This window comes from Teichococcus coralli (assembly GCF_009829925.1).
Taxonomy (GTDB): domain Bacteria; phylum Pseudomonadota; class Alphaproteobacteria; order Acetobacterales; family Acetobacteraceae; genus Pseudoroseomonas; species Pseudoroseomonas coralli.
This window is the reverse complement of the sequence record NZ_SNVJ01000003.1, coordinates 149,823-176,258: the sequence shown is the minus strand read 5'-3', so window position 1 is coordinate 176,258 and position 26,436 is coordinate 149,823. Positions and strand designations below refer to the sequence as shown.

General features: G+C 70.5%; 23 protein-coding genes. 6 read left to right on the top strand and 17 right to left on the bottom strand.

Features of this window, described 5'->3' with window-relative positions; all coding sequences use genetic code 11:
* Positions 1-2: 2 nt before the first annotated feature.
* Positions 3-1,121 (bottom strand): ABC transporter substrate-binding protein, encoded by a 1,119-nt coding sequence (locus E0493_RS04745; protein WP_160935776.1) that lies wholly within the window; start codon positions 1,119-1,121, stop codon positions 3-5.
* 484 nt (positions 1,122-1,605) lie between these two features.
* On the opposite strand from E0493_RS04745, the gene E0493_RS04740 reads away from it, so the two are divergent.
* Together E0493_RS04740 and E0493_RS04735 are read left to right on the top strand one after the other, a co-directional pair.
* Positions 1,606-2,421, top strand: a complete 816-nt coding sequence (locus tag E0493_RS04740) for an IclR family transcriptional regulator domain-containing protein (protein ID WP_367614456.1) — start codon at positions 1,606-1,608, stop codon at positions 2,419-2,421.
* A 143-nt stretch (positions 2,422-2,564) separates the two neighbouring features.
* Entirely contained in the window at positions 2,565-3,344 is a 780-nt protein-coding gene (locus tag E0493_RS04735; RefSeq protein ID WP_160935775.1) for a PRC-barrel domain-containing protein, read from the top strand.
* A gap of 90 nt (positions 3,345-3,434) precedes the next feature.
* Here the strand turns inward: E0493_RS04735 and E0493_RS04730 are convergent, their stop codons facing one another.
* The 3 genes from E0493_RS04730 to E0493_RS04720 all read right to left on the bottom strand — a co-directional run bounded on the left by E0493_RS04730 (position 3,435) and on the right by E0493_RS04720 (position 6,886).
* Positions 3,435-4,607 (bottom strand): PQQ-dependent sugar dehydrogenase, encoded by a 1,173-nt coding sequence (locus E0493_RS04730; protein ID WP_160935774.1) that lies wholly within the window; start codon positions 4,605-4,607, stop codon positions 3,435-3,437.
* A gap of 187 nt (positions 4,608-4,794) precedes the next feature.
* Complete coding sequence (locus E0493_RS04725) at positions 4,795-5,595, bottom strand: enoyl-CoA hydratase (protein WP_160935773.1); 801 nt, start codon at positions 5,593-5,595, stop codon at positions 4,795-4,797.
* A gap of 70 nt (positions 5,596-5,665) precedes the next feature.
* Positions 5,666-6,886: a CaiB/BaiF CoA transferase family protein gene (locus E0493_RS04720; RefSeq protein WP_160935772.1), complete on the bottom strand. Its 1,221-nt coding sequence runs from the start codon at positions 6,884-6,886 to the stop codon at positions 5,666-5,668.
* A gap of 86 nt (positions 6,887-6,972) precedes the next feature.
* On the opposite strand from E0493_RS04720, the gene E0493_RS04715 reads away from it, so the two are divergent.
* From E0493_RS04715 to E0493_RS04700, 4 genes are read left to right on the top strand one after another with little or no spacing between them, the layout of a single operon-like run.
* The gene (locus tag E0493_RS04715; protein WP_160935771.1) at positions 6,973-7,749 is read left to right on the top strand and encodes a GntR family transcriptional regulator; all 777 of its coding nucleotides are present in this window, start codon (positions 6,973-6,975) and stop codon (positions 7,747-7,749) included.
* Entirely contained in the window at positions 7,688-8,680 is a 993-nt protein-coding gene (locus tag E0493_RS04710) for a Bug family tripartite tricarboxylate transporter substrate binding protein (RefSeq protein ID WP_160935770.1), read from the top strand. The genes E0493_RS04715 and E0493_RS04710 overlap by 62 nt, the downstream gene beginning before the upstream one ends.
* Positions 8,677-9,132 (top strand): tripartite tricarboxylate transporter TctB family protein, encoded by a 456-nt coding sequence (locus tag E0493_RS04705; RefSeq protein WP_160935769.1) that lies wholly within the window; start codon positions 8,677-8,679, stop codon positions 9,130-9,132. The genes E0493_RS04710 and E0493_RS04705 overlap by 4 nt, the downstream gene beginning before the upstream one ends.
* Before the next feature lie 11 nt (positions 9,133-9,143).
* Positions 9,144-10,637: a tripartite tricarboxylate transporter permease gene (locus E0493_RS04700; RefSeq protein ID WP_160935768.1), complete on the top strand. Its 1,494-nt coding sequence runs from the start codon at positions 9,144-9,146 to the stop codon at positions 10,635-10,637.
* A 192-nt stretch (positions 10,638-10,829) separates the two neighbouring features.
* Here E0493_RS04700 and mntR read toward each other — a convergent pair whose 3' ends face one another.
* From mntR to E0493_RS04635, 13 genes are all read right to left on the bottom strand, one after another.
* Positions 10,830-11,255: a manganese-binding transcriptional regulator MntR gene (mntR, locus tag E0493_RS04695; RefSeq protein WP_235913595.1), complete on the bottom strand. Its 426-nt coding sequence runs from the start codon at positions 11,253-11,255 to the stop codon at positions 10,830-10,832.
* Positions 11,256-11,488: 233 nt separating this feature from the next.
* Complete coding sequence (locus E0493_RS04690; RefSeq protein WP_235913594.1) at positions 11,489-12,736, bottom strand: c-type cytochrome; 1,248 nt, start codon at positions 12,734-12,736, stop codon at positions 11,489-11,491.
* Positions 12,733-14,502 (bottom strand): GMC family oxidoreductase, encoded by a 1,770-nt coding sequence (locus E0493_RS04685; protein ID WP_235913593.1) that lies wholly within the window; start codon positions 14,500-14,502, stop codon positions 12,733-12,735. Before E0493_RS04685 ends, E0493_RS04690 begins: the two co-directional genes overlap by 4 nt.
* Positions 14,499-15,248 carry a gluconate 2-dehydrogenase subunit 3 family protein gene (locus E0493_RS04680; protein WP_202396910.1) on the bottom strand — a complete coding sequence of 250 codons (750 nt, stop codon included), beginning with the start codon at positions 15,246-15,248 and terminating at the stop codon, positions 14,499-14,501. The genes E0493_RS04685 and E0493_RS04680 overlap by 4 nt, the downstream gene beginning before the upstream one ends.
* Before the next feature lie 392 nt (positions 15,249-15,640).
* Positions 15,641-16,882, bottom strand: a complete 1,242-nt coding sequence (locus tag E0493_RS04675) for an aminotransferase class III-fold pyridoxal phosphate-dependent enzyme (RefSeq protein WP_160935765.1) — start codon at positions 16,880-16,882, stop codon at positions 15,641-15,643.
* Positions 16,883-16,955: 73 nt separating this feature from the next.
* On the bottom strand, positions 16,956-19,124 hold the full coding sequence (locus tag E0493_RS04670; protein WP_160935764.1) for an alpha-ketoacid dehydrogenase subunit alpha/beta: 2,169 nt from the start codon (positions 19,122-19,124) through the stop codon (positions 16,956-16,958).
* A 68-nt stretch (positions 19,125-19,192) separates the two neighbouring features.
* Complete coding sequence (locus tag E0493_RS04665) at positions 19,193-21,445, bottom strand: LamG domain-containing protein (RefSeq protein WP_160935763.1); 2,253 nt, start codon at positions 21,443-21,445, stop codon at positions 19,193-19,195.
* Positions 21,442-21,786, bottom strand: coding sequence for a hypothetical protein (locus tag E0493_RS04660; protein WP_160935762.1), 345 nt, complete (start codon positions 21,784-21,786; stop codon positions 21,442-21,444). Before E0493_RS04660 ends, E0493_RS04665 begins: the two co-directional genes overlap by 4 nt.
* Before the next feature lie 7 nt (positions 21,787-21,793).
* Positions 21,794-22,849: an extracellular solute-binding protein gene (locus E0493_RS04655; protein ID WP_160935761.1), complete on the bottom strand. Its 1,056-nt coding sequence runs from the start codon at positions 22,847-22,849 to the stop codon at positions 21,794-21,796.
* 100 nt (positions 22,850-22,949) lie between these two features.
* On the bottom strand, positions 22,950-23,642 hold the full coding sequence (locus E0493_RS04650) for a GntR family transcriptional regulator (RefSeq protein WP_202396909.1): 693 nt from the start codon (positions 23,640-23,642) through the stop codon (positions 22,950-22,952).
* 4 nt (positions 23,643-23,646) lie between these two features.
* A complete protein-coding gene (locus E0493_RS04645; protein WP_235913592.1) occupies positions 23,647-24,465 on the bottom strand; it encodes an ABC transporter permease in 819 nt (272 codons plus the stop codon).
* Positions 24,462-25,331 (bottom strand): ABC transporter permease, encoded by an 870-nt coding sequence (locus E0493_RS04640; protein WP_367614455.1) that lies wholly within the window; start codon positions 25,329-25,331, stop codon positions 24,462-24,464. The genes E0493_RS04645 and E0493_RS04640 overlap by 4 nt, the downstream gene beginning before the upstream one ends.
* Positions 25,328-26,431: an ABC transporter ATP-binding protein gene (locus E0493_RS04635; RefSeq protein WP_160935759.1), complete on the bottom strand. Its 1,104-nt coding sequence runs from the start codon at positions 26,429-26,431 to the stop codon at positions 25,328-25,330. Before E0493_RS04635 ends, E0493_RS04640 begins: the two co-directional genes overlap by 4 nt.
* Positions 26,432-26,436: the final 5 nt, after the last annotated feature.

Genomic DNA, 26,436 nt, shown 5'->3' with positions numbered 1-26,436 from the left:
GCTCATGCGATCTTCTGCGCGCGGCCGTCGTGGATCTGGTTGATCTGCATGGGCAGCTCCAGCGTGCCGTTGTCCTGGAAGGTGCCCTCGCCACCCACGAAGGTGAAGTGGCGCACCTTCAGCAGGGTCGCGAGCAGGTTCTCGCCATTCACCGGCGTGCCGGCCTTCTCCAGCTCCTGCGCCAGCAGGGCGAAAAGCCGCATCGCGTTGTAGTAGTTCTGGTGATAGATCGACGGATCGGAATTGTGCTTGGCGCGCCAGTCCTTCACGAAGCGCTGGGTCACCGGATCCTGTGCCGAGGACCAGTCGGCCGCCTGGCTGGTATAGACCAGCCCCTCGCTCTCCGGCAGGCTCAGCACCGACGGGATGCTGCCGGCGGAGTAGGTCAGAAGCTGCTGCTTGATGCCGTTGTCGCGCAGTTGCTTGATGATCTGCGACTGCTGCGCGCCGTAGCTGGCGAAGTACACGGCGTCCGCATTGACGCTGCGCACCTTGGCGGCGACGGCGGCGAACTGCTGCGCGGTGGGCGGCACGCTGTAGGTGTCGGCAAGCTCGCCGCCGGCCTCCGGAAGACCCTTGCGAAGCTGCTCGAGGACCGAATTGCCGAGTGGATCATCCACATAGATCAGCGCGATGCGCTTCAGGCTCTTCTGCCGCAGCCATGGGAGCAGCGCCTTCACCTCCTGGTTCACCAGCGGGATGACGTTCCAGAAGTAGGGCGAGAGGCCGGCCAGGTCCGGCCCCACGCCGCCGCCGTTGACCATCATCACCTTGCTGCGCGTGCCGATCGGCGCGGCGGCCTTCGAGACGCCGGTGAAGCCGAGCATCACATAGGAGGCGCCATCGACGCTGGCGAGCTTCTGCATGCCCACCGCGCCGCCCTGCGGCGTGGCGAGGCTGTCCTGCGCGCGCAGGTCGATCGGCCGCTTCAGCATGCCGTCGGCCTTGATGTGCTCGAAGGCGAGCTGCACGGCGTTGGTGAAGAGCATGCCGTATTCGGCGTTGGGGCCCGACATCGGGAACAGGGTGCCGACGACATAGGGGCTGCCCTGCGCGCGCAGGACGGCGGGCGCGGCGAGGCCGGCGGCGGTCGTCAGCAGGAATGTGCGGCGTTGCAGCATCGTGTTTCTCTCCCGGTGATGTGTTTTGCTTGTCTGGACGGATAGTTGGCGCGCCGGCCCCGCGGCTTCAACGTGCGGCGGCGGGCTTCGTGGCGCGGTGCCAGGTGCCGGGCAGGCGTGTTCCCGCGCGCCCGGGCAGAGCGGCGCCGTCGGCAGGCCTGTCCGGCCGGCATGGCTTGCCGCGAGGCTCCAGAACCATCTCGTCCCCTTCTGCGGCCTTCCCTCCTCCTGGCGGAGGCGGGCCGCCTGATTGCTTGCCGCGCGGCCTGCGCCGCGCGTGAATTTGTCCGCATAGCGGACAAGTGTCCGTTTCCTGGCGGAAGGGTCAAGCCGAGGTCGCCGCTCTGTCAAGCGGAAAATCCGGCTCGCGCATCCGGTGATTGCGTCTTGCCGCCGCGGAGGGGGAGGCGGTAATGCCGCAGCGACGCCGTGTCCGCTGGCGGGGAGGAAGAGTTTGCAGCCAGGACCCAAGCAGCCTTCGGCGGTGCAAGGGCGTGCCGCGGCTGTGCAGCGGCGGCCGCGCGCCGAGGCGACAGGGCGGCAGGGCCGCGAGTTCGTCAACGCGCTGGAGCGTGGCCTGGCGGTGCTCGCCGCCTTCGGGCGGGGCCGCGAGCGCATGACCCTCTCGGATGTCGCGCAGATGACCGGCCTCAGTCGCGGAACGGCGCGGCGGCTGCTGCTGACGCTTTCCGAACTGAACTACGTCGCCAGCGATGGCAAGCTGTTCTGGCTGGCGCCGAAGGTCCTGAACCTGGGCCAGGGCTATCTCGCCTCCTTCGGCCGCGGCGAGGTGGCGACAGCGATCATCAAAGGCGTCAGCGAGAAGCTCGGCGAATCCTGCTCGATGGCCGTGCTCGACGGGCCGGACATCGTCTATGTCGCGCGCGTGGAGACGCAGCGCGTCTTCTCCTCGCGCATCGACGTGGGCACCCGGCTGCCGGCGCATTGCTCCTCGCTGGGGCGCGTGCTGCTCGCCGGGCTGGGCGAGGCGGAGCTCGAGGCCTGGATGGCACGCCACCCGCTCACGGCCTGGACCGAGCGAACCCTGGTGGATCCTGGAAAGTTCCGCGCGCGCATCGCCGAGGTGCGGCGCCAGCGCTACGCCATCATTGATGGCGAGCTGGAAATCGGCAGCCGCTCCGTGGCCGTGCCGGTGCTTGATCGCAGCGGCGGGACCTGCGCTGCGCTGAACATCGGCACCTCCAGCGCCCGCGCCTCGCTGGAACTGATGCGCCGCCGCTTCCTGCCCGTGCTGCGCGAGGCGTCGCAGCAGATCGGGAATGCGACGCAGGGCTGGTAACGCCGGCCCATGCCGAAATATGACGACACAAAGGCGGATGTGACACAATTTGGCCTTATCCGGCCAACTCCCGCGGAGGGAGGGCGTTAGCCTCCCAACTCGCGGCCCTCATGGGCGGTGAGTCAACAGACGGAGGAAGAGCCATGAAGCCATTGCTCACGAGCACCGCCCTCGCGGCCGTCGTCCTGCTGGCACCGCAACTCGGGATGGCGCAGAGCAGCCAGCCGCCGCCGCGCGTCCAGCAGGGTGGAACTGCGCAGGGTGGAGCTGCCGCCGGCCACGCGAGCGGGATGCAGGGCAGCAGCGGCAGCTCCGTCGCCCAGCCTGGCGACACCCAGTCCATGGAGGAACTGCGGCTTGCCGCGCAGCGCCTGCGTGAGGCGATGCAGGCCATGGCGCAGCAGCCGGCGGGCGACCGCCGCGACCAGGCGATGGCCCAGGCACGCGATGCGCTGCTCGAAACGCAGGCGGCCATGATTCGGCTGCCGGCGGACCTGCGCAAGACCGATGCCTGGCGCGAGGCCCAGCAGCGTGCGGGGCAGGCGCAGGCGAGCCTGAACGCCCGGCAGCCCGATCAGCAGCAGGCGCAGCAAGCGGTGGACCAGCTGACGGTGTCCCTGCAAGGCTTCGACGCCGGCCCGGTCACCGATGCACGCTACGCCTCGGCATTGCTCGACAAGAATCTTGTCGGCAGCAACAACAATGATGTTGCGAAGGTCGAGGATCTCGTGATGGACGGCAACTGGCGTGTGCGCGGCGCGGTGATCGAATGGGGCGGCTTTCTCGGCCTTGGTGAACGCCGGGCGGTGGTGCCGATCAGCCGCATCAGCATGCCCGCCGGCGATGACGGTCGCGCGCGGCTGAGCATGACGCGCGAGGAGCTGGAGCGGCTGCCGGCCTATCAGTCGCACAAGCCCGGCTAAGCAGCCGTTCCGCCAGGGGAAGGCGGCGCCCGCTTGGGTGCCGCCCGCCTGGTGCCTCCTGCTCTGGCGGTCTTCCGCCCGGCGCGGTGGTCAGCGCCTCGCCCCGCCGCTCGCAGGCGTCAGGCGCAGGATCTCGCCCTGGCTTCCGTCGGTGAGGGCATAAACGGCGCCGTCCGGCCCCTGCTCGACGTCGCGGATGCGCCGCCCGAGGGGGATGCGATGCTCCTGCGTGACGTCGTCGCCGTTCACCTCCAGCCGGACGATGCCCTGCGCCGTGAGGCCGCCGATCAGGATGTTGTGGCGCCAGTCCGGAAAGGCGGCGCCGGTATAGAAGATCATGCCGGAGGGCGAGATCACCGGCGTCCAGTGGCGCACCGAGCCGGCGAGATCCGGCCGCGTCGAGGGATCGGGAATGGGCTCGCCATTATAGTGCCGGCCCCAGCTCACCAGCGGCCAGCCGTAGTTGTGGCCGGCCTGCGGGATGTTCAGCTCGTCGCCGCCGCGCGGGCCGAACTCATGCGTCCAGAGCACGCCCGTCGCCGGGTTGATGGCGGCGCCCTGCACGTTGCGATGGCCATAGGACCAGATTTCCGGCCGCGCGCCCTGCCGCCCGGCGAAGGGGTTGTCGCGGGGAATGCTGCCGTCCGGATTGATGCGCACGATCTTGCCCAGGTCGCTGGCGAGGTCCTGCGCCGGCTGGAACTTGAAGCGCTCGCCCAGCGTGACGAACAGCGGCCCCTGGGGCGAAAAGGCGAGCCGCGAGCCGAAATGATTGCCGCCGCCCACCTTCGGCTCCTGCCGGAAGATGACCTCCACGCCCTGCAGGCGCGTGGCGCCCTCGTCCAGCCTCCCGCGCGCCACGGCCGTGGAGGCGGTGCCATTCGGGCCCGGCTCGGCATAGGAGAGGTAGATGCGGCGGCTGCTGGCGAAATCGGGGCCCAGAACCACGTCGAGCAGCCCCCCCTGGCCCTGGGCGAAAACCTCCGGAACCCCTTGAAGGGGCTGCGAGACCTGCCCCTGCGGCGTGACAACGCGCAGCCGTCCCGGCCGCTCCGTCACCAGCATGCGCCCGTCGGGCAGGAAGGCGAGGCCCCAGGGATGCTCCAGGCCGGCGGCCACCGCCACCACCTGAACCGGCCCGGCATCGGTCTGCACCTGCCGCGGCGCCGGCATGGTCGCCCCGCCCTGCGGCTGGGCCAGGGCGGGCATGGTGGCGGGCATGGCGGCGACCAGGGCCGCGGCGAGGACGACGGTCGGTCTCATGGGCTCTCCCCCTCCTGGCGTGCGAACCGGCGGCGCGGCGGGTCGCCGGCGCGTTGGCCAAGCAACACCGGCAAGCGGCCTGCGGTTCCCCGCCTCGCGCGGGATTCACGGTGCCGCCCGGGCGAGCGGCATGGCGTGAGCCAGGGAAGCGGAGCTCCTCCCCGGCCGCTGCCTGCCATTCCGTCCCTCAGCGGCCCTGGAAGGCCGGCTTGCGCTTCTCCAGGAAGGCGCGGCGGCCCTCGATATAGTCCTGGCTGGCGAAGCACTCCGTCACCATCTGGTCGCAGAGCGCGGCGTCGCGCGTCGCCTCGTCCTTCAGCGCCTCGCCGACGATGCGCTTGACCGAGGTGACGGTGAGCGGCGCGTTGCCGGCGATCTCCTGCGCCATGGCGGCGACGAAGTCCTGCACCTCGCCCTTCGGCAGCACGCGGTTGACCAGCCCCATGCGCTCCGCCTCGGCCGCGGTGAAGCGGCGGGCGGTGAAGAACAGCTCCTTGGTGTAGGAGGGGCCGACCAGGCTCATCAGCCGCGAGACGCCCTTCAGCCCATAGCCCAGGCCGAGCCTCGCGGCGGGGATGCCGAAGCTGGAATTCTCGCTGCAGACGCGGATGTCGCAGCAGGTGGCGAGCGCCACGCCGCCGCCGATGCAATGGCCCTCGATCATCGCGATCACCGGCTTGGCCAGCCGGTAAAGTCCGCCATAGACGCGCTCGGTCTGCGCGTTGTAGGCCGCGACGGCCTCGGCGGAGGAGCGCTCGCTCTCGAACTTCGAGATGTCGGCGCCGGAGACGAAGGCCTTGCCGCCCGCGCCGCCGAGCACGATGACGCGCACCGCCGGGTCCTCGGCGAAGTCGGCGAGGATGCTTTCCGCCGCCTGCCACATCTCCATGCTGACGGCGTTGTGGCGCTCGGGGTTGTTGAAGGTCATCCAGCCGATGCCGGCTTCCTTGCGGGCCAGCATCTTCGGGGTGGAGGTCGTCAGTTCCATCGCGGTCTCCTTGGCGCCGTGCCGGAGCGGGAAGGGGCGGCGGGCGCGGCGTCCCGCCGCCGGCGCGGCCTCAGATCACCTGCCGGCTGCGCAGCTCGGCGATCGCCGGCGCGTCAAGCCCGAGCTTTTGCAGCACCGCGTCCGTGTGCTCGCCGATGGCGGGCGGATGCGAGACCACCTGGCTTGGCGTGCGCGAGAGCCGGACCGGCTGGCCGACATAGCGCACCGGCTGGCCGTCGCGCGGCAGCTCGCGGGCGATGCCGAGATGCCGCACCTGCGGGTCGGCGAAGGCCTGGTCGATGGAGTAGATCGGGCCGCAGGGCACCCCGGCCCCGTTCAGCGCCTCCACCCATTCCGCGCTGGTGCGCGTCGCCGTCACCTTGGCGATCTCGTCGTTCAGCCTGTCGCGGTTCTTGCTGCGGGCCTGGCCGCTGGCATAGTCCGGGTTCTCCAGCCAGTCCTTGCGGCCGAGCGCCTCGGCGGCGCGCTCCCAGATGCGCTGGCCGGAGGCGGCGATGTTGATGTGGCCGTCGCTGGTGGGGAAGACGCCGGTCGGAATGCTGGTGGGGTGGTTGTTGCCGGCCTGCTTCGGCACCTCGCCGGCCATCAGCCAGCGCGCGGCCTGGAAGTCGAGCATGAAGAGCTGCGCTTCCAGCAGGCTGGTGGAGACCCACTGGCCCCGGCCGCTCTTCTCGCGCTCCAGCAGCGCCACCAGGATGCCCTGGGAGGCGAAGATGCCGGCGCAGAGGTCGGCGATGGGAATGCCGACGCGCACCGGCCCCTGGCCGGGCAGGCCGGTGATCGACATCAGCCCGCCCATGCCCTGGGCGATCTGGTCGAAGCCGGGACGGTTGGCGTAGGGGCCGTCCTGCCCGAAGCCCGAGATCGAGGCGAGGATGATGCGCGGGTTGATCTTCTCCAGCTCGGCATAGTTGATGCCGAGGCGGTCCTTCACGTCGGGCCGGAAGTTCTCGACCACGACATCCGCCTTCTCGACCAGCCGCCGGAACAGCGCCAGGCCGTCCTTGTCCTTCAGGTTCAGCGTCATGCCCTGCTTGTTGCGGTGCAGGTTCTGGAAGTCGGGCCCCTGGCGGGGGCCGCCCATCGGGTCGCCGGCGTCGAGCCCCTCGGGCATCTCGATCTTGATGACCTCGGCGCCCCAGTCGGCGAGCTGGCGCACGCAGGTGGGGCCGGAGCGCACGCGGGTGAGGTCCAGCACCACGGTGCCGGCGAGGGCCGAGGAAGCCGCGGGGCCTTTGGCGATGGCGGGGTCGGTGGCGATGTCGTTCATGCTGTTCCTCCGTGCCGAAGGCCTAGCATGTTCCGGTTAGGGTGCAAACTGTTGACGATTTGCACTTCGCGGGATTTGATGTGGCCATGACAGGCGAAGCGCCCACCGAGATCACCCTGCTGCGCACCCGCTCGCTCACCTCCGTGGTGCGGCAGGAGATCGAGCGGCTGATCCTCACCGGTGCCATCGAGGCCGGCAGCCGGCTCAACGAGCAGGCCCTGGCCGCGCGCCTCGGCGTCAGCCGCGGGCCGGTGCGCGAGGCGATCCGCGGGCTGGAGCGCCAGGGCCTGGTGGTCACCGTGGTCAACCAGGGCAGCTATGTCCGCAAGGTCAGCGTCGAGGAGGCGCTGGAGCTCTACGACCTGCGCGCGCTGCTGACCGCCCGCGCCTGCGAGGTGATCGCCGCCGGCCCGCCGCCGGGCGCCGAGGCGCGCCTGGCCGCCCTGGTCGAGGAGATGGAGCGCGCCGCCGAGGCCGACGACGCCCCGCGCTACTACGCGCTGAACCTCCAGTTCCACGACGCGCTGATGGAGCTCGGCAGCGGCCCGCGCGCGCAGCGCATCTATGCCGACCTCGGCAACGAGCTGCACCTGTTCCGCCGCCGCGCGCTGGTGCAGCCGGAGAAGATGCGCGAGAGCAATGCCGAGCACGCCGCCCTTCTGGCTGCCTTTCGCGCCCGCGATCCGGCGGCCGCCCGCGCGGCCGGCGAGGCGCATATCCGGGGCGGCAAGCGGCGCTTCGCCGCCAGCAGCCCCGGCGCGAATTCCACCAAGCCGCAACAGACGGCGCCAGGAGGACACGATGACCAGGAATCCCCCCCTCAGCACGACCCGCCGCAGCCTGCTCGGCGCCGGCGCCGCTAGCCTCGGCCTGCTCGCGGCGCCGGGCCTGCTCCACGCCCAGGAGGAGAAGTTCCCCTCCAAGGTCATCGAGGTGGTGACGCATGCCGGCGTCGGCGGCGGCACCGACATCACGGCGCGCATGATGATGGTGCAGGCGCCGGCGGCGCTCGGCACCGAGTTCACCGTGGTCAACCGCACCGCCGGCAGCGGCGCGGCGGCGCTGCAATACGCCGCCTCCCGCCCGCGCGACGGGCACACCATCCTGCTGATCACCCAGACCCACCTGCTCACCATGCTGCGCAACAAGAGCCTGCCGCAGTTCGACGATCTGGTCGGCGTCGCGCGGGCCACCGAGGACCCGCAGGTGATCATGGTGAAGGCCGGCAGCCCGCTGGCCGACCCCCGCGCCTTCGTCGAGGCCTCAAAGGAGCGCGGGCTGAAATACGGCGGCACGCATGTCGGCAGCGTGGACCATGTGGCGATCTTCTCCTTCGCCCGCGCCGGCGGCTTCAAGGCGCCGACGCTGGTGCCGTTCCGCGGCGGCGGCGACATCGTCATCAACCTCGTCGGCGGCAACATCGACGTCGCTCTGCTCAACCCGGCCGAGGCCGAGGCACAGATCACCGCGGGCGAGGTGAAGCCCGTCTTCGTGCTGTCGCGCCAGCGGCTGGCCAACATGCCCGAGGTGCCGACGGCGCAGGAGCTCGGCATCCGCGCCACCGCGGCCACCACGCGCGGCTTCGTGGTGCTGAAGGGCACGCCGGAGGACCGCGTGGCGAAGCTGGAGGCCGGGCTGGTCAAGGCGATGTCCGGCCAGGTCTTCCAGTCCTACCTGAAGTCCTCCGGCCAGGCGGCCGACAGTGTCGCCGGGCGGCAGGAGTGGGAAGCCCAGCTGGCCGAGTTCAACGAGCAGTCGCGCGAGGCGCTGACCACGCTGGGGCTGCTGCGATGAGGATGTTGCCCGACCGGGCCTGCGCGGCGGCGATGGCGGCGGTCGCCGTCCTCGCCTTCGCCGCCACCTATGGCTTCGACGAGGTGCCGCCGGGCCTCGCCCAGGGCCTTGGCGCCGCCGAGTTCCCGCGCCTGGTCTGCCTGGTGCTGCTCGGCCTCGCCGCGCTGCTCTTCCTCGGCGCCGCCCCGCGCAACCCGCCGCCACGTGTGCCGGCGACCGGCTGGGCCACGATGGCGCTCGCCGTGGGTTTCCTGCCGCTGATGATGGTGGTGGGCATGCTGCCGGCGATGCTGGTCTTCCTCGTCGCGATGGGATGGCTCTGGGGCGAGCGGCGATGGGGCGTGCTGCTGGGCTCGGCCATCGGGCTGGTCGCCGGCATCTGGATCGTCTTCGTCCGCCTCTTCGCGCTGAGCCTGCCGGGCGGCTGGCTCGGCGAGCGGCTCTTTTCCTGAGGAGACGGCGCATGGAAGCCTTCCTGGCCGGCATGGCCACGCTGACCGATCCCCTCATCCTCGGCATGATCCTGGCGGGCACGGTGCTGGGCATCGTCGTCGGTGCGCTGCCGGGCATTTCCGGCAGCACCACCATCGCCCTGCTGCTGCCGCTGACCATCGGCGTCAGCCCGATCGCGGCGCTCGCGTTCATGGGCTCGATCTATTGCGCCGCGAACTTCGGCGGCTCGATCACCGCAATCCTGGTCAACGCGCCGGGCGACCCCTCGGCCTCGGCCACCGCCATCGAGGGCTACCGGCTCGCCGAGCGTGGCCAGGCCGGGCTGGCGCTCGGCATGGCCGCCGTGGCCTCGGCGATCGGCGGCATCTTCAGCGTGGTGATGCTGATCTTCGCCGCGCCGCTGCTGGCGCGCGCCGCCTACAGCTTCGGGCCGCCGGAATACTTCGCGCTGGCCGTCTTCGGCCTCTCCATGTGCGCGGCCATCGGCGGCGACGGCCGGGTGAAGAACCTGATGACCGCCGCGCTCGGCGTGCTGCTGGCCACCGTCGGCATCGACCTGACCAGCGGCGTCGAGCGCTACAGCTTCGGCATCATGGAGCTCTCCGACGGCATCAACTTCGTGCCCGTGCTGATCGGCCTCTTCGCGGTGTCGGAGATGCTCGACCAGTCCACCCGCCGCGCCGAGGAGCCCAAGCTGATCACCATGGACGCGGCCAAGCTGCCGACGCTCGCGGATTTCCGCAAATGCGCCCGCGCCATCGGGCTCGGCAGCGTCATCGGCGCCTTCATCGGCGCGCTGCCGGCGCTCGGCGCCACCACGGCGGCGCTGGTCGGCTACAACGAGACGCAGCGCTGGTCGAAGCACAAGCACGAGTTCGGGCACGGCGCGCTGGAAGGCGTGGCGGGGCCGGAATCGGCGAACAACGCGGCCGTCGGCGGCTCGATGGTGCCGACCCTCGCGCTCGGCATCCCCGGCAGCGCCACCACGGCCATCATCCTCGCCGGGCTGATCGTGCAGGGCGTGCGGCCGGGGCCGCACCTGTTCAACGAGCAGCCGGTGCTGCTCTACGCCGTCTTCGCGTCGATGCTGGCGGCCAACCTGCTCTATCTCGTGCTCGGCCTCGGCATGGCGAAGCTCTTCGCCCGCATCAGCCTGATCCCGCCGACCATCCTCTGGCCGGCCGTCTTCGTGCTCTCGATCATCGGTGCCTACGGGCCGAACCAATCCATGGGCGACGTGGTCATCATGCTGGTGGCGGGCGGTGTCGGCTTCCTGTTCCGCCGCCACGGCTTCTCGCCGGCGCCGCTGATCATGGGGCTGGTGCTCGGCGGAATGCTGGAGGAGGCGCTGAAGCAGTCGATGATCATCTTCGACCAGAACCCGCTCGGCTTCGCGCAGCGTCCCATCGCGCTGCTGCTGCTGGCGGTGACGCTCGCCGGGCTGCTCGGGCCGATGCTGCTGCGCATGCTGCGGATGATGCGGCCGCAGAAGGAAGCGGTCTAGAGCATTTTCCGTTCGCACTGGCTCACGGGAAACGCTCTAGCCGTTTGTTTTGACGAGCATCTTCACCCGTCCCGATGATGCCATCGGAACGGGATCTGCTCTAGATTGGCTGTCCGACGGGCCCTGGCCCGTCCGCGGGATGGGCCGGGAGTGGAGCGCCGGGCGTGGCCTCCGCTCCGCCCAACGCCTCCTTCAGGCCCTGTCGGCCATCCGGCGCAGGAAGGCGGCGAAGGCTTCCAGCGTCACCTCGCTGACATGGTGCTCCAGCCCTTCGGCGTCGCTTTCCGCCACGTCGTCGGGCACGCCCATCGCCTTCAGCAGGTCCACCACCACGCGGTGGCGCGCCCGCACCTTGCGGGCCAGCGCATGGCCCTCCTCGGTCAGGAAGATGCTGCGATAAGGCTTGGAATAGGCCAGCCCCAGCGCCTTCAGCCGCGCGATGCTCTTGATGGCGGTGGCGTGCGAGACGCCCAGGCGGCGGGCGAGGTCGGTGGGCCGGGCCTCACCCTCCTCGGTCAGCAGGTCGTCGATCAGCTCGACATAGTCCTCCAGCACGGCCGAGGCGCGCCCCGCGCGCGCCGAGGCGTGGCGCGCCGCCTGGGTGCCTTCGGCCGGCATTTCGAAAGGCTCCGGCGCCACATCCGCGTCAGGGGGCGGGGGAGGGCCGGGCTTGGGGTCCTTGATGGGCATTGCGGCGGGAAAATGCCGCAGAGAGCAAGGTGTGGCAACCTCGCTCAACATGGTGCCCGGGCGGAAAGTTGTAGCGCAGGCCACATCGGCTGGCGGCGGCGCCGGCACCGCCGGGCGGCACGGCCCTCCCGCGCCGGGGTTCCGGGCGCGGGAGGGCGTGTTCAGTGGCGCTGCGGCATGGCGATGCCGGCCGTGGCCTCGCGCATCGCCTTCACCTGATCCGTGGTGACCGCCGCCGCGGCATTGCCCCAGCTGTTGCGGATGAAGGTGGCGACATCCGCCACCTGCTGGTCCGTCAACCGCCAGCGCAGCGACGGCATGGCGGGCGCGGTGACCGCCTGCGGCGTCGGCACGGACTGCGAGCCCTGCAGCACCACATGCAGGATGCCCGCGGGGTCGGGCTGCTGCACGAGCTGGTTGTCGGCCAGGCGCGGGAACATGCCGGCCACGCCGCTGCCGTCCCGCGTGTGGCAGGCGGCGCAGCTGTCCTCATAGATCGCCGCGCCGGCCTGCATGCGCGCGTCGCCGGCGGCCACCGGCTGTGGTGCCGCCGCCCCGGCCGCGCCGCGTTCGCGCAGGTAGGTGGCGATGGCCCTGAGATCCTCGCCGGTCATCCGGCTGGTGGAATAGGCCACCACCTCGCCCATCGGCCCGCTCGCGGCGCCGCGCTCCGTGTGGCCGCTGCGGAGATAGTCCACGATTTCCGCCTCGGACCAGGCGCCGATGCCCAGACGCTTGTTGGCGGTGATGCTGGGGGCGAACCAGCCCTGCAGCGCGCCGCCCTGCAGGTGCTCGCCGTCCTTGTCGCCCCCCATGAAGTTGCGGGGCGTATGGCAGAGGCCGCAATGCGCCGGCCCCTCCACGAGATAGGCGCCGCGGTTGTAGGCGGCCGACTTCTGCGGGTCCGGCCTGAACGCGCCGGGGGTGAAGTTCAGCCAGTTCCACCCCGCCATCAGCAGGCGGATATTGAAGGGAAAGGGCAGGGTGTCACGATCCACCCTGTTGGTCACGCCCTCCTGGGCGCGCAGATAGGCGTAGATCGCGTCCGTGTCGGCGCGCGGCATCTTGGTGAAGGCGGTATAGGGGAAGGCGGGGTAGAGGTGCGTGCCACCTGGCCGCTTGCCCTCGTGCATCGCCTCGTAGAAGTCCTGCGCGGACCAGTGGCCGATGCCGGTCTCGTTGTCCGGCGTGATGTTCGGCACGCTGATCTTGCCGAAGGGCGTCTCCAGCAGGTTGCCGCCCGCCAGGGACTTGCCGTCCGGGCCGATATGGCAGCCCATGCAGTCGCCGGCGGTGGCGAGGTACCTGCCGCGCTGCACCTCGGTGAAGTTGTCCGGATCGGCCTTGGCGGCGGTGGCCATGGCCGTGGCGGCGAGCAGCGTCGCCGCGAGGATCGTGCTGCGCATCATGCCTGCACCAGCGCCTCGCCGGGGTTCTTGAGGTAGTGGTTCTTGATCGCCTCCAGCGCCCAGTAGGTCAGCGCGCCGACGGTGCCGGTCGGGTTGTAGCCGGCGTTCTGCGGAAACAGGCAGGCTCCGGCGACGAACAGGTTCGGCACGTCCCAGTGCTGGGTGTAGCGGTTGACCACGCCATCCCGCGGCGTGCTGCTCATCACCGCGCCGCCGGTGTTGTGCGTCGTCTGGTAGGGGACGACGCTCCACGGCCCCTTCTTGTAGCTGGTGGTCACCTTCTCCGCCCCCATGGCGCGCACGATCTCCGCCGTCTTGTCCACGACGTGGCGCGACATCTTCAGGTCGTTCTCCTTGAAGTCGAAGGTCATGCGCATCAGCGGGCGGCCGAGCCGGTCGGTATAGGTCGGGTCGAGGTCCAGGTAGCAGTCGCGATAGGCCATCGAGCTGCCCTGCGTGCCGACCGACTGGTAGTGGTTGACCGTGTCCACCATGCTTCGCTTCCAGGCCGAGCCCCATTTCGGCGCACCCGGCTGCGTCGGGTGGGTGCGGATCGGCCGGGCGTTGGTGGTGGTGCAGTTGATGTTGGCGCCGCCGATGAAGCTGAGGCCGGTATGGTCGAAATTGTCGCCGTTGTAGTCGTCCGCCATCATGCCGAGCGAGCCGGCCCCGGCGAAGGAGTTGAAGTTGGTGTCCTTGCTGAAATAGCCGACCGAGCCGGCATTGGTCTGGTAGGCGTAGTTGCGCCCCAGCGTGCCGGTGTTGCTGGCCGGGTCGTACTGCGCGCCGATCTTGGAGACCATCAGCAGGCGCACGTTGAACAGCGCATAGGCGCAGAGCAGCACGAGGTCGGCGGGCTGCTCCCATTCGCGCCCGTCGGCATCCACATAGGTGACGCCGGTCGCCATCTTGCCGTCCGGGGTGGTGTTGACCCTGGTCACCTCGCAGAGCGTGCGCGCCTCGAAGTTCGGCTGCCGGACCAGTGCCGGCATCACGCAGGTCAGCGGGCTGGCCTTGGAATAGTTGGCGCAGCCGAACCACTCGCAGAAGCCGCAATAGGTGCAGGGCGCGAGACGGACGCCGTAGGGGTTGGTATAGGCTTCCGAGATGTTGCCCGACGGCAGCGGGAAGGGGTGCATGCCCAGATCCGTCGCCGCCTTCTGGAACATGGTCTGCGCCAGGTTGGGCGAGAGCGGCCTGGTCGGGTACTCGTCCGAGCGCCAGCCCTCGAAGGGGTTGCCGCCGGGCTGGATGGCGCCCTTCAGGTTGCCCGCCTTGCCCGAGGTGCCGTTGACCTTCTCGAAGAAGTCGTAATGCGGCTCCAGCTCGTCATAGCTGACGGGCCAGTCCTGCACGGTGCAGTCCTCGGGGATGATGCCGGCGCCATAGCGTTCGACATAATGGGAGCGCAGGCGGAAATCGCTCGGGAAGAAGCGCCAGGTATGGCCGTTCCAGTGCACGCCGGCGCCGCCGACGCCATTGCCCGGCAGGTAGGAGCCGTACTTGCGGATCGGCAGCGCCATCTGGTCGGGGCTGTTGCGCGCGGTCTGCGTGTCCTGCGCCGGGCGCAGGAAGATGTCCTGCCGGACGGCGTAGCGCAGCTCGTCGGGCGCGGTGCCGATGTTGTAGTCGGCCGCGGTGTCGCGCCACGGGCCGCGCTCGATGGCGACGACGTCGAGCCCCGCCATCGCCAGTTCATGCGCCATGATCGAGCCGGTCCAGCCCAGCCCGACAATGACGACATCCTTCTTGGGCAGGCGGCTCATGCGGGCTTTCCGTTCCATTCGGGCCGGCCCATGATGGAGACGGGCGGCTTGGTGTAGGGCTTGCCGGGATTGGCGATGACGTCGCGGAAGTCGTAGCGGGTGCCGGGGAAGCCGATCATCTTCCAGCCCGCCATGTCCTTGTTGCCGCCGTAGATCGGGTCGGCGAAGAAGCCCTCGATCGTGTTGTCGAGCACCTGGGCGAAGAACATGGTGGTGGTGAGCTGCGGCGCCGTCAGGCCGGGCAGGTGGACCTCGCCCTTCTCCATGCCCTGCAGAAGCGTGTCCTGCTCCTCGGCGGAGAGCTGCTCGAAGGTCTTGCCGCCGAAGGCATCGCGGCAATGGGCGGTCAGCGCCGCCAGGCCCTTGCGGTACTGCTGCTGCGGCACCAGCGGCGACTGGATGCCCTGCGTCGGCAGCGGCTTCTCCGCGAAGGGCGGCTGCATGTAGAGCCACTCGTAGGTGCCCCAGGGCCCGGCGAGCTGGCGATCGATGAAGACGGTGCAGCCGAGATCCTTGCCGCTCGGGCTGAGATCGTCGGCGGGGATCAGGCGGCTGACGATCGCGTCCAGCGTCGCGGCTTCCTCCGGCCGCAGGAAGAGCCATCCGCCGGGCCGCACGACGTCGGGGGGATAGGCCTCGTTCGGCGACCAGGGCAGGCGCCCCGTGACGCTGCGCGCGACCGCCTGTGAAGAGAAGGCGACCAGCGCGGTTGCAGCGAGCAACCGGCGGCGTGTTGTAAGTGGCATGACCGTCCCTTGCCTGGAGATGCAAGACCGGTCCGGAGAAGCGTCACGAAGCGCGCCTCCTGGAAAGGGAGGGCGGAGGCGGACAGGCGACAGGATCGCCGGGCAGGTTGTGCTGCAAAGCAGCAGGAGCCTGCGCGTCCGACAAATGCTTTTTCATGAAAATGCCGCCACCATCCGCGAATCGCTTGATGGCTCAGCAAGAAACAGAACTCGTTCACCAGAACGCGAGCATTCTCACCGTGGCGCGGCGCTTCTCCACAAGCTGCGACTCTGCGAAAGGATGCAGCAGCGGGCCGTGAAGATCCGCGGCCGGAATCGGCACGCATGATCTGCCGGCCCCACGTGACAGGCTTCCGCAAGCCTGCCGGAGAGCATCCGGCGCGCCCTGAGCCTCAGATCAGCGCGCTGACGCTGCGGAAGCCCGCATCCGCGGCTTCCAGCGCCTGATCGATATCGACCTCCCCATGCGCACAGGAGAGGAACATGTTGTGCCGGGGATGGAAGTAGGCGCCATGGCGCAGCGCCCCGGCGCAGAAGGCGTCGCCCTTCCGCCACTCCGGATCATCGGCGAAGGTCATCAGCGGCATCTGCGCCGGGCCGGTCTGCCGGATCGCGAGGCCATGCCGCCGCGCCAGGTGGTCTAGCCCCTCGCGCAGCCGCTCTCCCAAGGCCCGCATCCGTGCCGGGCCGTCGATGCGCCGCAACTCGCGCAGGGTGGCGATGGCGGCCGCCATCGGCACCGCGCCGCACCAGAAGGAGCCGGTGGAATAGACCTGCGTGGCGGCCTCGCGGAAGCGCTCGCGCCCGGTGACGGCGGCGAGCGGATGCCCGTTGGCGATCGCCTTGCTGTAGGCGGCGAGGTCCGGCCGCACGCCCAGCGTCTCCCAGGAGCCGCCGAGATGCAGGCGGAAGCCGGCGCGCACGTCGTCCAGGATCAGCGCCGCGCCGGTGGTGTCGCACACCTCGCGAAGGTGCCGCGCGAAAGCCGTCGTGGCCAGTTCCTGCTCGCGCCCGAAATCATGCCGGAAGGGCGTGACGATCACCGCCGCGAAATCGCCCGCCGCCTCGGCGACGGCGGCGTCCAGACTTGCAGGGTCGTTGTACTCGAAGGTGAGCAGGTGGGCACGGTCTTCGGCGGTGACGCCGGCCACGGAGGGCGAGCACCACGGCACGGCGCCGTGGTAGCTGCCGCGCGCCACCAGCACCTTGCGCCGGCCGGTGGCGGCGCGGGCGACCGTGACGCAGGTGGTGGTGGCGTCGGTGCCGTTCTTGGCGAGCTGGCACCAGTCGGCATGCGGGATCATCTCGACCAGCAGCTCCGCCAGTTCCACCAGCACCGGGGCGGGGCCGTTCATGCAGTCGCCCCGCGCCGCCTGCTCCTGCGCGGCGGCCTCGACGGCAGGGTGGTGGTGGCCGAGCACCACGGGCCCCCAGGAGCACATGAAGTCGATGAACTCCCGCCCGTCCACGTCGCGCAGGCGGCAGCCCTCAGCCGAGGCGAAGTATTGGGGATAGCCCTCCGGCAGCCGCGCGGCGTTCAGGTGACCCCAGAGCCCACCGGGGATGACCTGCCGGGCCCGCTGGCGCAGCTCGGCATCGACGGAATGGTTGGCGAGGGGAAGCGGCTCCGGCATCGGGCTGTCCTGCGGCATGGCTGAGCTTGATATATCATATCCCGAGAACACGATCCAGGGTGATGGCTGCCGCTCAGGCCGCCAGCCGGCGCAGTGCCGCCTCCACCTTGGCGGCATTGCCCAGCGCCGCCATGTTGAGCGGGCGCGACACCACCGGCGCGGCCTCTCCGCCCGAAACGCGCAGGATCTCGGCGTCCAGCCAGTCGAAGCAGCGCTCCTGGATCTCCTGCGCCAGGCGCGCGCCATGGCTGGTGCCGCGCGCCGTCTGCTCGGCGATCAGCACGCGGTTGGTGCGGCGGATGCTGGCGGTGACGGTCTCCCAGTCCAACCCGGTGGGGTCGAGGCTGCGCAGGTCCACCACCTCGGCATCCACCCCGGCGGCCTCGGCGGCGCCGATGCAGGGCGCCACCATGGCGCCATAGGTGAGCACGGTGCAGGCGCGGCCCGCGCGGGCGATGCGGGCGCGGCCGAGCGGCAGGCAGAAGTCGAGGTCGTCGCGCGGCACCGGGCCGGTGGTCTGGAACAGGTCCTGGTGCTCGATGACCAGCACCGGGTCGTCGCAGCGCAGCGCCGCGTTCATCAGCCCGACATAGTCGTGCGGCGTGGCAGGCACGACGATGCGCCAGCCGGGATAGAGCGCGAAGAGCGCCGAGGGGTCCATCGAGTGCTGCGAGCCATAGCCCGTCTGCGGCGAGACGCGCGCGCGCACCACCACCGGCACGCCGAAGCCGCCGCCGAACATGTGCGCGAACTTGCCGATGCCGTTGAACATCTGGTCGGCGGCGACGATGCAGAAGTCGCCGAACATGATGTCCACCACGGGCCGCAGCCCGCAGAGCGAGGCGCCGAGCGCCATGCCGGTGAAGCCGTTCTCGCAGATCGGCGTGGCGAAGACGCGCTCGGGGAAGCGCTCCATCACCCCGCGGGAGGAGCCGGTGACGCCGCCGCGCAGCCGGTGCACGTCCTCGCCGATCAGCACGATGCGCGGGTCGCGCTCCATGTTCCGCAGCAGCACGGCGGCAACGGCCTCGATGTATTTCTGCTCGGCACGCGCCTCGGGCGGCACCTGCTCGGCTTCCGAGAACCGCTCGCCGGCGAGCTCCGAGAGGTCGCCGCGGATGCCCTCGTCCACCCGCGCGGGATCGGGATAGGCGCCGCCGCGCACCTGCAGACTGTTCGAATCGCGCGGCACCTCGGTGAGCGCGGCGGCGGCGGTCTCGACCATCTCGCGGGCACGGGCATCCAGCGCGGCGAGGCCGGCCTCATCCAGCACGCCCATGGCCTTCAGCTTCGCCGGCATGGTGGCCAGCGGGTCGCGCGCGCGCCAGGCTTCCTCCTCGGCCTTGTCGCGATAGCCGAACTGGCTGCCGAGCAGCGGCCCGCTCTGGTGCAGGAAGCGGTAGCAGACCGCCTCGACGAAGACCGGGCCGCCACCCTCGCGGATGGTTTCCACCGCCCAGCGCATGGCGCTCCGTACCGCGAGCAGGTCCATGCCGTCGCATTCCACGCTGGGCACGCCGAACATGGCGCCGCGCGAGGTCAGCCGCGTCTCGCGCGTCTGCTCGCGGACATGGGTGGAGACGGCGTAGAAGTTGTTCTCCAGAAAGAAGATGACGGGCAGGCGGTAGAGGGCGGCGAGGTTGATGGCCTCCAGCGACTGGCCGGCCATCAGCGTGCCGTCGCCGAAGAAGGCGACGGAAACGTTGTCGCGCCCCAGCACCTTGTCGGCGAGCCCATAGCCCACGGCGTGCGGCAGGTTGGCGCCGATGATGGCGCTGGTGCCGACGATGCCGGAGGGCGCCCAGCGCATGTGCATGGAGCCGCCGCGCCCGGCGCAGAAGCCTTCCTCCAGCCCCATGATCTCGGCCATGGCGCGGCGGACCAGGGTGCCGGCCTCCTCCGGCGGCGCGTCCTGCCGGGGGTCGTAGCCCTCGGGGAGGGCGCTGTTCAGCAGCTTGGCGAGGATCTGGTGATGGGCGCGGTGGGTGCCGTTGATCTTGTCCTGCGTGCCGAGCACGGACATGGCGCCGACCGCGCCGGCCTCCTGCCCGATCGAGGCGTGCGCCGGCCCGTGGATCATTCCCTGGCCGTGCAGGTCGAGGATCTTTTCCTCGAAGCGGCGGATCAGCAGGAGCTGCTCCATCCACCGCGCGAGGTCGGCCGGATCTTCGGCGGCCCAGTCGCCTTCGTCGGATTCGAGGCGGAACCACGGCGTTTCGGTGCTGATGGGGGTCCGTTGCATGGTCCGTTCCTCGGTGCTTGGCGCGTCGCGGCGGGTGGGTGCAGGGAAGGCGGTGTCCTCCCTGGCCGTCAGTCGAAGCCCTCGAAGGGCCGGGGGTCGAGGAAGCGCCGCAGCACGTTCCCGGTCAGGCGGCTGACGCTGCTGTTGTAGTTGTTGCAGGAGAGAGCGCAGGCCCAGGCGATGGACCCGGTGGAGAACACCGCGCCGCCTTTCGCCGTCGGGAAGAAGGCGACGTCGGCGCGGACGCGCGCGTTCTGGTCGCCCATGGTGCCGCGGTGCAGGGTGCGCAGTTCTTCGAGCGTGGGCACGCCGCCGTAGTCGAGCTGGTCGGCGGTGGCGATCCAGAGCAGGTGCGGGGGCGAGCCGAGGGTGGCATCCACGCGGTCCACCTCCAGCCCCGCCGCGCCGCCGCCGCGCAGGCCCGCGTCGCCGAGCGGCTTCTCCAGGTCGATCCCCTCCACCAGCCAAGCGATGCGTGGGTCGCGCGCCTCCTCCCGCCAGCGATAGGGATAGGAGCGGGTGAAGACCTGCGCGTCGAAGCCGACGCCAACGAGCCGCTGCGGCGGGCGGCCGTTGCTGCGCCAGAGGCCGGAGGGCTCGCCGGTGAAGGAGAGGGCGTTCTCCCCCGCCTCGCCCTCCCAGGTGCGCAGCCCGTTCATGCCGCGGCGGATCTCCATGGTGTGCGGCTGGCTTGGGTGCCAGCCGATGCGCCAGTAGAAGCCGTTGCCGCCGAGATAGATGTGCCGCCCGCCGCCGCGCTGGTAGGCGTCGAAGGCGTCGAGCATGGCGCGGCTGAAATACTCGGGATGCGAGCCGGTGATGACGCAGTCATAGCCGGCGAGAAGCTGCGCGCCGTGCCGGTGGATGTCGTCATCGGCGATGATGTCGTGGTCCTGCCCGATCTGCTCCAGCCAGTCGATGATGTGGGTGTCGTTGCCGTAGTTGAAGGTGGCGCCGCGCGGCCGCATGTTCAGGATCGGCCGCTTCGCGCTCGAATAGCACCAGCCGCTGCCGTCGCTGTGCGTGTCGTAGGTGGAGAGGCCGAGTTCGCGGTGCTCCTGCAGATAGACATCGTCGCGCGAGAGGGCGAGCAGGCCTTCCAGCATGGCCTCGGCATGCACCTGGTCAAGCCGCAGCGCGCTGTTGGCATAGGCGAGGAAGGTGGCGGTGCTGGCCACCAGCGCCAGCCGCGCGCGCGGCCTGCCGAGCGGCGCGCGGACGAAGAAGGCGACGAAGCTCTCCACCGGGTCGTCCGAACCCTGCCGCGCGCGCAGGCGCAGGGCGTAGAAGCCGCTGCGCCAGTCCTCGGGGATGGTGAGGCGCAGGTCCGACGACCAGCCGGCGTCGTGCATGTCGTCGCTGTGGAAATGGATGGCGCCGTAGAGATGCGGTGCCTCGGTCCATTGCACCGTGCGGCCGTCCCAGTTGGCGCCGGTCATGCCGCGCATGGGCAGATGGCGCAGGGTGCCGTCCAGCCGGTTGGCGGAAAGGTCGAATACGCGGCCGGTCGGAATGTCGCGCGAGAAGTCCCAGGCGGCCAGCAGGTCCGGGTCGCCTGGCGACGGCGCGAGGCTTTCGCAGAGGCCGCGCAACGCGGCGGCATCCAGCGCCGTGGCGTGCAGGCGCGGCCGGTCGATCTTGCCGTCGAAATGCTGGGCGGTGAGTGGCGCATCGCCGCCCTCCCGCGCCTGGGCGGCGATGACGAGGGCGGTTGCTTCCGGCCAGGAGAGGGCCTTCGGCCCGGCGGCAATGGCTTCGCCGCTGCGGTCGCGCCCGGCCTGGGAGTCCAGGCTTTGCTGCACCACGCGGAGCTCACCGGCCTCGGCATCCAGCACACCGCCGACGAAAACCCATTCCCGCTCCAGCAATGGCTGCGGCGCCGTCACGCGCCAGGACTGGCCATCGCCGCCGACCTCGAACTCCAGCCGCCCCTCGGCATCGAGGCCAAGCCGCCAGCCTTCCCGCCGATCCTCGCGCCAGCGGGAAAGGATGGTCTGCGGGCCGGAAAGCGGCGCGGTCGGCCAAAGGAAGCAGCCGACCGAGAGGGAGCCCGTCCGCCGCAGCGCCGGCGCATCCGGCACGATGGCGCAGGAGCCGGGATGCAGCGGCTGGTGGCGCAGCGCCACGCGCCCGTCCACCGGCGCGCCGGGCGTGGTGAAGCGCAGCCCCGGCCCATCCGGATCGGGGTCGCCGCAGCGAACGCGCAGCAGCGTGGACTCGGCTTCCACGAGGCTGGCGCTGGAAAGATGGAAGGCGACCTCCTCGCCCGGCGAGACGACCAGCGGCCAGGCATAGCCGAGAACAGCGGTGGTGTCGGTCATGCGGCGGAGCTTCCATCCTCCAGCTTCTGCCCCGTCAGCGCCTCCCAGCGCAGGACGAAGACCGCCCATTCGGCGGCGGCGAGATCGGTGAAGACGCGGTTGGGAAAGGTCTCGACCGGCGCGCCGCGGCGCCCGGGCATCCGCCCGAGCATCCAGCGGCGGTTCGGCTCCAGCACGATCAGCACGTGGCGCCGGCCAACGCCCGACCAGCGCATCCGGTGCAGCAGCTTCTGCAGCGCGTCGCTGTGCGGCCCGCGCGGCTTGCGGCGGAACTCCTCCACCAGGTCGAGCCGCGACGGGTCGACCGGCCAGTGTGCCGCCTCGGGGTCGTTGACCAGCATCGGTGCGTCAGGCCGTCAGCCAGGTCACCCAGCGCTCGCGCAGCGCCGGGCGGTTCTGGGCGATCCAGTCATAGTCGGCGATCACCAGCTTGTCCCAGTTCTCCGGCCAGGAGGGGCGGAAGCGCCGCTCGGCCTCCGGCACCAGCGCGGGCGCCTCGCGGTTGTTGGAGTCGAAGCTGACCTTTTCGCTGAAGGCCAGGTGCTCCTTCGCGTTCTGCACGAAGAAGTCGAGGAACCTGAGGGCGTTCTGCGTGTTCGGGCCGCCCTTCAGCACCGCCCAGTTGCCGACGTCGCGGATCGCCTGGTTCCAGGTGAAGTCGAACTCGCCGCTCTTGGCCAGCGGCACGGAGCGGCTGGAATAGGCCATGGTCATCACCGCGTCGCCGCCGCGCATGATCTGCATGCAGTTGTCGCCGCTCTTCCACCAGGCGGCCACGTGCGGCTTGATGGTGTCGAGCTTGCGGTAGGCGCGGTCGAGGTCCATCGGGAAGAGCGTGTCGCGCGGCACGCCATCGGCCATCAATGCGGCCAGCGGCACCCACCATTCGCGGTCGCCGGTGTCGGGCAGTGAGCGGGGGCCGGGGAACTTCTGCACGTCGAAGAAATCCGCCCAGGAGGCCAGGCCCTTGTCCGGGAAGGCCTTCTTGCTCCAGACCATCGTCATGCCGCCGGCGGTGCGGATGATGCCCTTGTCGAAGCAGGCGTTCGGCAGCGCATGCGCCACGATGCCCGGCATGCCCTTGCAGTCGATGGTCTGCAGGATCTCGGCGTGCTGGATCAGGTCCGGCGGCGTCGCCGTCACGATGTCGAAGGGCACGTTGCCGCTGCGCGCCCCGGCCTGCGCGCGGGCCCACTGGTCCGGCAGCTCGATCGGGATCGAGCGGACGCGGATGCCGGCCTCCTGCTCGAAACGCTTGTAGAAATGCTCCTGCAGGCTGCGTTCCATCAGCCCGCCCGTGGCGGCGATGATGACCTCGCCCTTGCCCTGCGCCCTTGCCAGTCGGGGCGCGCCAAGCGCGGTCAGCGCCGAAGCGGCGAGAAGTCCTCTGCGATTGAGTTCCATTGCCCAGCTTCCCTGTTTGCGGAAGGCCGGGGGAAGGAATTCCCCCGGGCCCCCTTCTTCTTTCTGCCAGTTCGGCCGTTGCGAGGGCAGCGCAGCATGGTCATGCGCCCTCCATGCGGCCCAGCAGCGCCACGAGGTTGGCGCCGCCCTCGGTCAGGTCGGCGCAAAGCGCCGCCCGCGTCGCCAGCGGGTCATGCGCCCGCAGGCCCTCGATGATGTCCAGGTGCCGGTGCCGGCCCGGATAGCTCGGCCGCGCATCGGGGTAGAGGAAGGCATGCATCGGGCCGTTGCGCAGCCAGATGCTCTCCACGATGGTCAGCAGCTCGGGCATCGCCGCCGCCCGGTACAGGCCGTGGTGGAAGGCCCAGTTGGCGCGGTTGGCGGCCACCGCGTCGCCGGCCTCCTCGGCGGCGGTGAGCGCCGTGTGCGCCGCGTCCAGCGCCGCGATGCCGGCCTCGCCGATGCGCAGCGCCGCCCCCTCGGCCGCCAGCCCCTCAAGCTCCAGCCGGATGGTGCGCAGCTCCAGGTACTGGTCGAGCGTCAGCCCGGCGACGGTGATCGAGCGCGCCGCCTCCAGCCGCAGCGCCCGCTCCCGCGCGAGCTGCACCACCGCCTCCCGCACCGGCGTCTCCGAAACCTGCATCGCCGCCGCCAGGTCGCGGATCTTCAGCCGCTGCCCGGGTCGCATCCGCCCCTCGAACAGCGCCGTGCGCAGCTCCTCATAGACCCGGCCGGCCAGGTTCTCCCGCCCCACCGGCGCCACGAAATCGATGACCTGCGCTGCTTCCGCCATATCCTCAGCCACTCCTTGCCGCGGCACGCCGCTCCGCGGCGCGCTTCAGCACGAAGCCCAGCAGCAGGGCAAGCACCGTCAGCGCGGTCAGCATGGTGGCGACGGCGGCGAGGGTGGGGGAGATGTTGTAGTCGATGTCCTCGAACATCTTGCGCGGCAGCGACTTCCGGTCGAGCGCCGAGATGAAGAAGGAGACCACCGGCTCGTCGAAGGAGATGATGAAGGCGAACAGCGCCGCCGAGACCACGCCCGGCGCGATCAGCGGCAGCGTGACATGGCGGAAGGTGGCGAGCCGCCCGGCCCCGCAGGACAGCGCCGCCCGCTCCAGCTCGGCGTCGAAGCGGTAGAGCGCCGCCAGCACGGTGAAGACCACGAAGGGCAGCGCCAGCACCGTATGCGCCATGGTGAAGCCCAGCAGCGTGCCGGTCAGCCGCAGCCGCTCGAAGACCAGGAACATCGCCACCGCCAGCGCCACATGCGGCACGATCACCGGCCCGACCACCAGCAGCTCCACCAGCCCCCGCCCGGGCAGACGCCCGCGCACCAGCGCCAGCGCCAGCATGGTGCCGGCGACCGTGGCGCAGAGCGCGGTGAGCAGCGCGACCTCCAGGCTGAACAGCGTGGCGGCCACCCAGTCCGGGTCGCGGAAATACTCGGCATACCAGCGCAGCGAGAAGCCGGCGGGCGGGAAGCGCAGGAAGCGCTCCGGCCCGACCGACATCGGGATGATGATGAGGGTCGGCAGCAACAGGAACACCGTCACGGCATAGGCCGCGGCGTTCACCGCCATTCGCCCGGCGCGGTTCGGGGCGCCGCCGCTCATGCCTGCCCCACGAAGCGGTCGAGCCGCACGGCGCGGCGGAACAGCAGCACCAGCGCCAGCACGAAGGCCAGCAGGATGCCGACCAGCGCGCCGGCGAAGGGCCAGTCCAGCAGCTCGCGCACCTGCTGGGAAACCAGCGTCGCGATCATCATCTGCTGCGGCCCGCCGATCAGCGCCGGCGTCACGAAGAAGCCCAGCGCCAGCAGGAAGACCATCAGGCAGCCCGAGGTGACACCGGGCAGGCAGAGCGGCCAGACCACCTCGCGGAAGGTGGCCCAGGGCGAGGCGCCCAGCATCTGCGCCGCGCGGGGATAATCCTCCGGGATGCCCTTCAGCGCGGAATAGAGCGGCAGCACCATGAAGGGCAGCAGCACATGCGCCATGGCCAGCACCACCGCGCCCTCGGTGTAGAGCAGGCGCACCGGCTGCTCGATCAGGCCGAGCCGCGCCAGCATCTGGTTGATCACGCCGTTGCGCTGCAGCAGCACCATCCAGGCATAGGTGCGCACCAGCACCGAGGTCCAGAGCGGCAGCAGCACCGCCGCGCCCAGCAAGGCCAGCCCGAGCCCGCGGCTGCGCGACATCACCCAGGCCAGCGGCCAGGCCAGCACCAGCGCCAGCAGCGTGACCAGGAAGGCGATGCGCAGCGTGCGCAGCATCACCCGCAGATAGACCGGCTCCTCCAGCGCATGCGCGTAGTTGCCGAGGCCTGGCGACGGCACGAAGAGGCTTTCATGCAGCAGCGTCGCCAGCGGCAGGATGAAAACGACCAGAAGCAGCAGCAGGAAGGGCGCCGCCAGCGCCAGGCTCGCCGCCGGGCTGAATCGGCGCCCGCCCAGCATGAAGCGCGAGGGCCGGCGGCTCACGGCGCCACCCCGAAGGCGCGCGCATCGGCGGCCTGCCAGCCGAGCGTGACGGCCTCGCCGGCCACGGCCTCAGGGAGCCCGGCGCCGGCCGGGATGCGCAGGCGCAGCACCTGCCCGCCCGCCGCTTCCAGCATCAGCGTCGTTGCGTTTCCCGCATAGATCGCCTCGGTGACGAGGGCTGGAACGCCTTCGGCGGCGCCGGGCAGGATGCGCAGCCGCTCCGGCCTCAAGGCGAGCCGCACGCGGTCGCCGGCCGCCACCCGTGAAACCGCGAGGGCGGGCATGACGCCGCTGCCCTCAAGCCGCACGCCCACCGCTTCGCCAGGCGCGGCGGCGGCGGCGGCGCTGCCGGACCAGAAGTTGGTCTCGCCGATGAAGCCGGCGACGAACTCCGTCTGCGGCGCCTCATACAGCTCGCGCGGGGCGCCGAGCTGCTGCAGCCGGCCGTGGTCGAGCACCGCCACGCGGTCGGCCATGGTCAGCGCCTCCGTCTGGTCATGCGTGACGAAGACGACGGTGATGCCGATCTCGCGCTGGAGGTGCTTGATCTCGATCTGCATTTCCTCGCGCAGGTTCTTGTCGAGCGCGGAGAGCGGCTCGTCCATCAGCAGCACGCGGGGGCGATAGACGATGGCGCGCGCGATCGCCACGCGCTGCTGCTGCCCGCCCGAGAGCTGCGCCGGGCGGCGCTCGCCCAGCTGATCGAGCCGCACGGTGCGCAGGGCCGCACGCGCCCGCTCCTCCCGCTCCGCGCGGCCGAGGCCGCGCATCTTCAGCGGGAAGGCGATGTTCTCCAGCACGCTCATATGCGGGAACAGCGTGTAGCGCTGAAACACCATGCCGAGGTTGCGCCTGTTCGGCGGCAGCCAGGTGATGTCCTCGCCGCCGAGCAGGATGCGGCCCTCGTCGGGATATTCGAAGCCGGCGATGGACATCAGGATGGTTGTCTTGCCGGAGCCTGAGGGACCGAGCAGGGCCAGGAACTCGCCGGCGCGGATGTCCAGTGAAACCCCGTCGACGGCATGCACCGCGCCGAAGCGCCTGGTCAGGCCTTCAATGGAGATGCTGCCGGCATTTCGGTCCGCGTCGAGCTTCCGCACCCTGC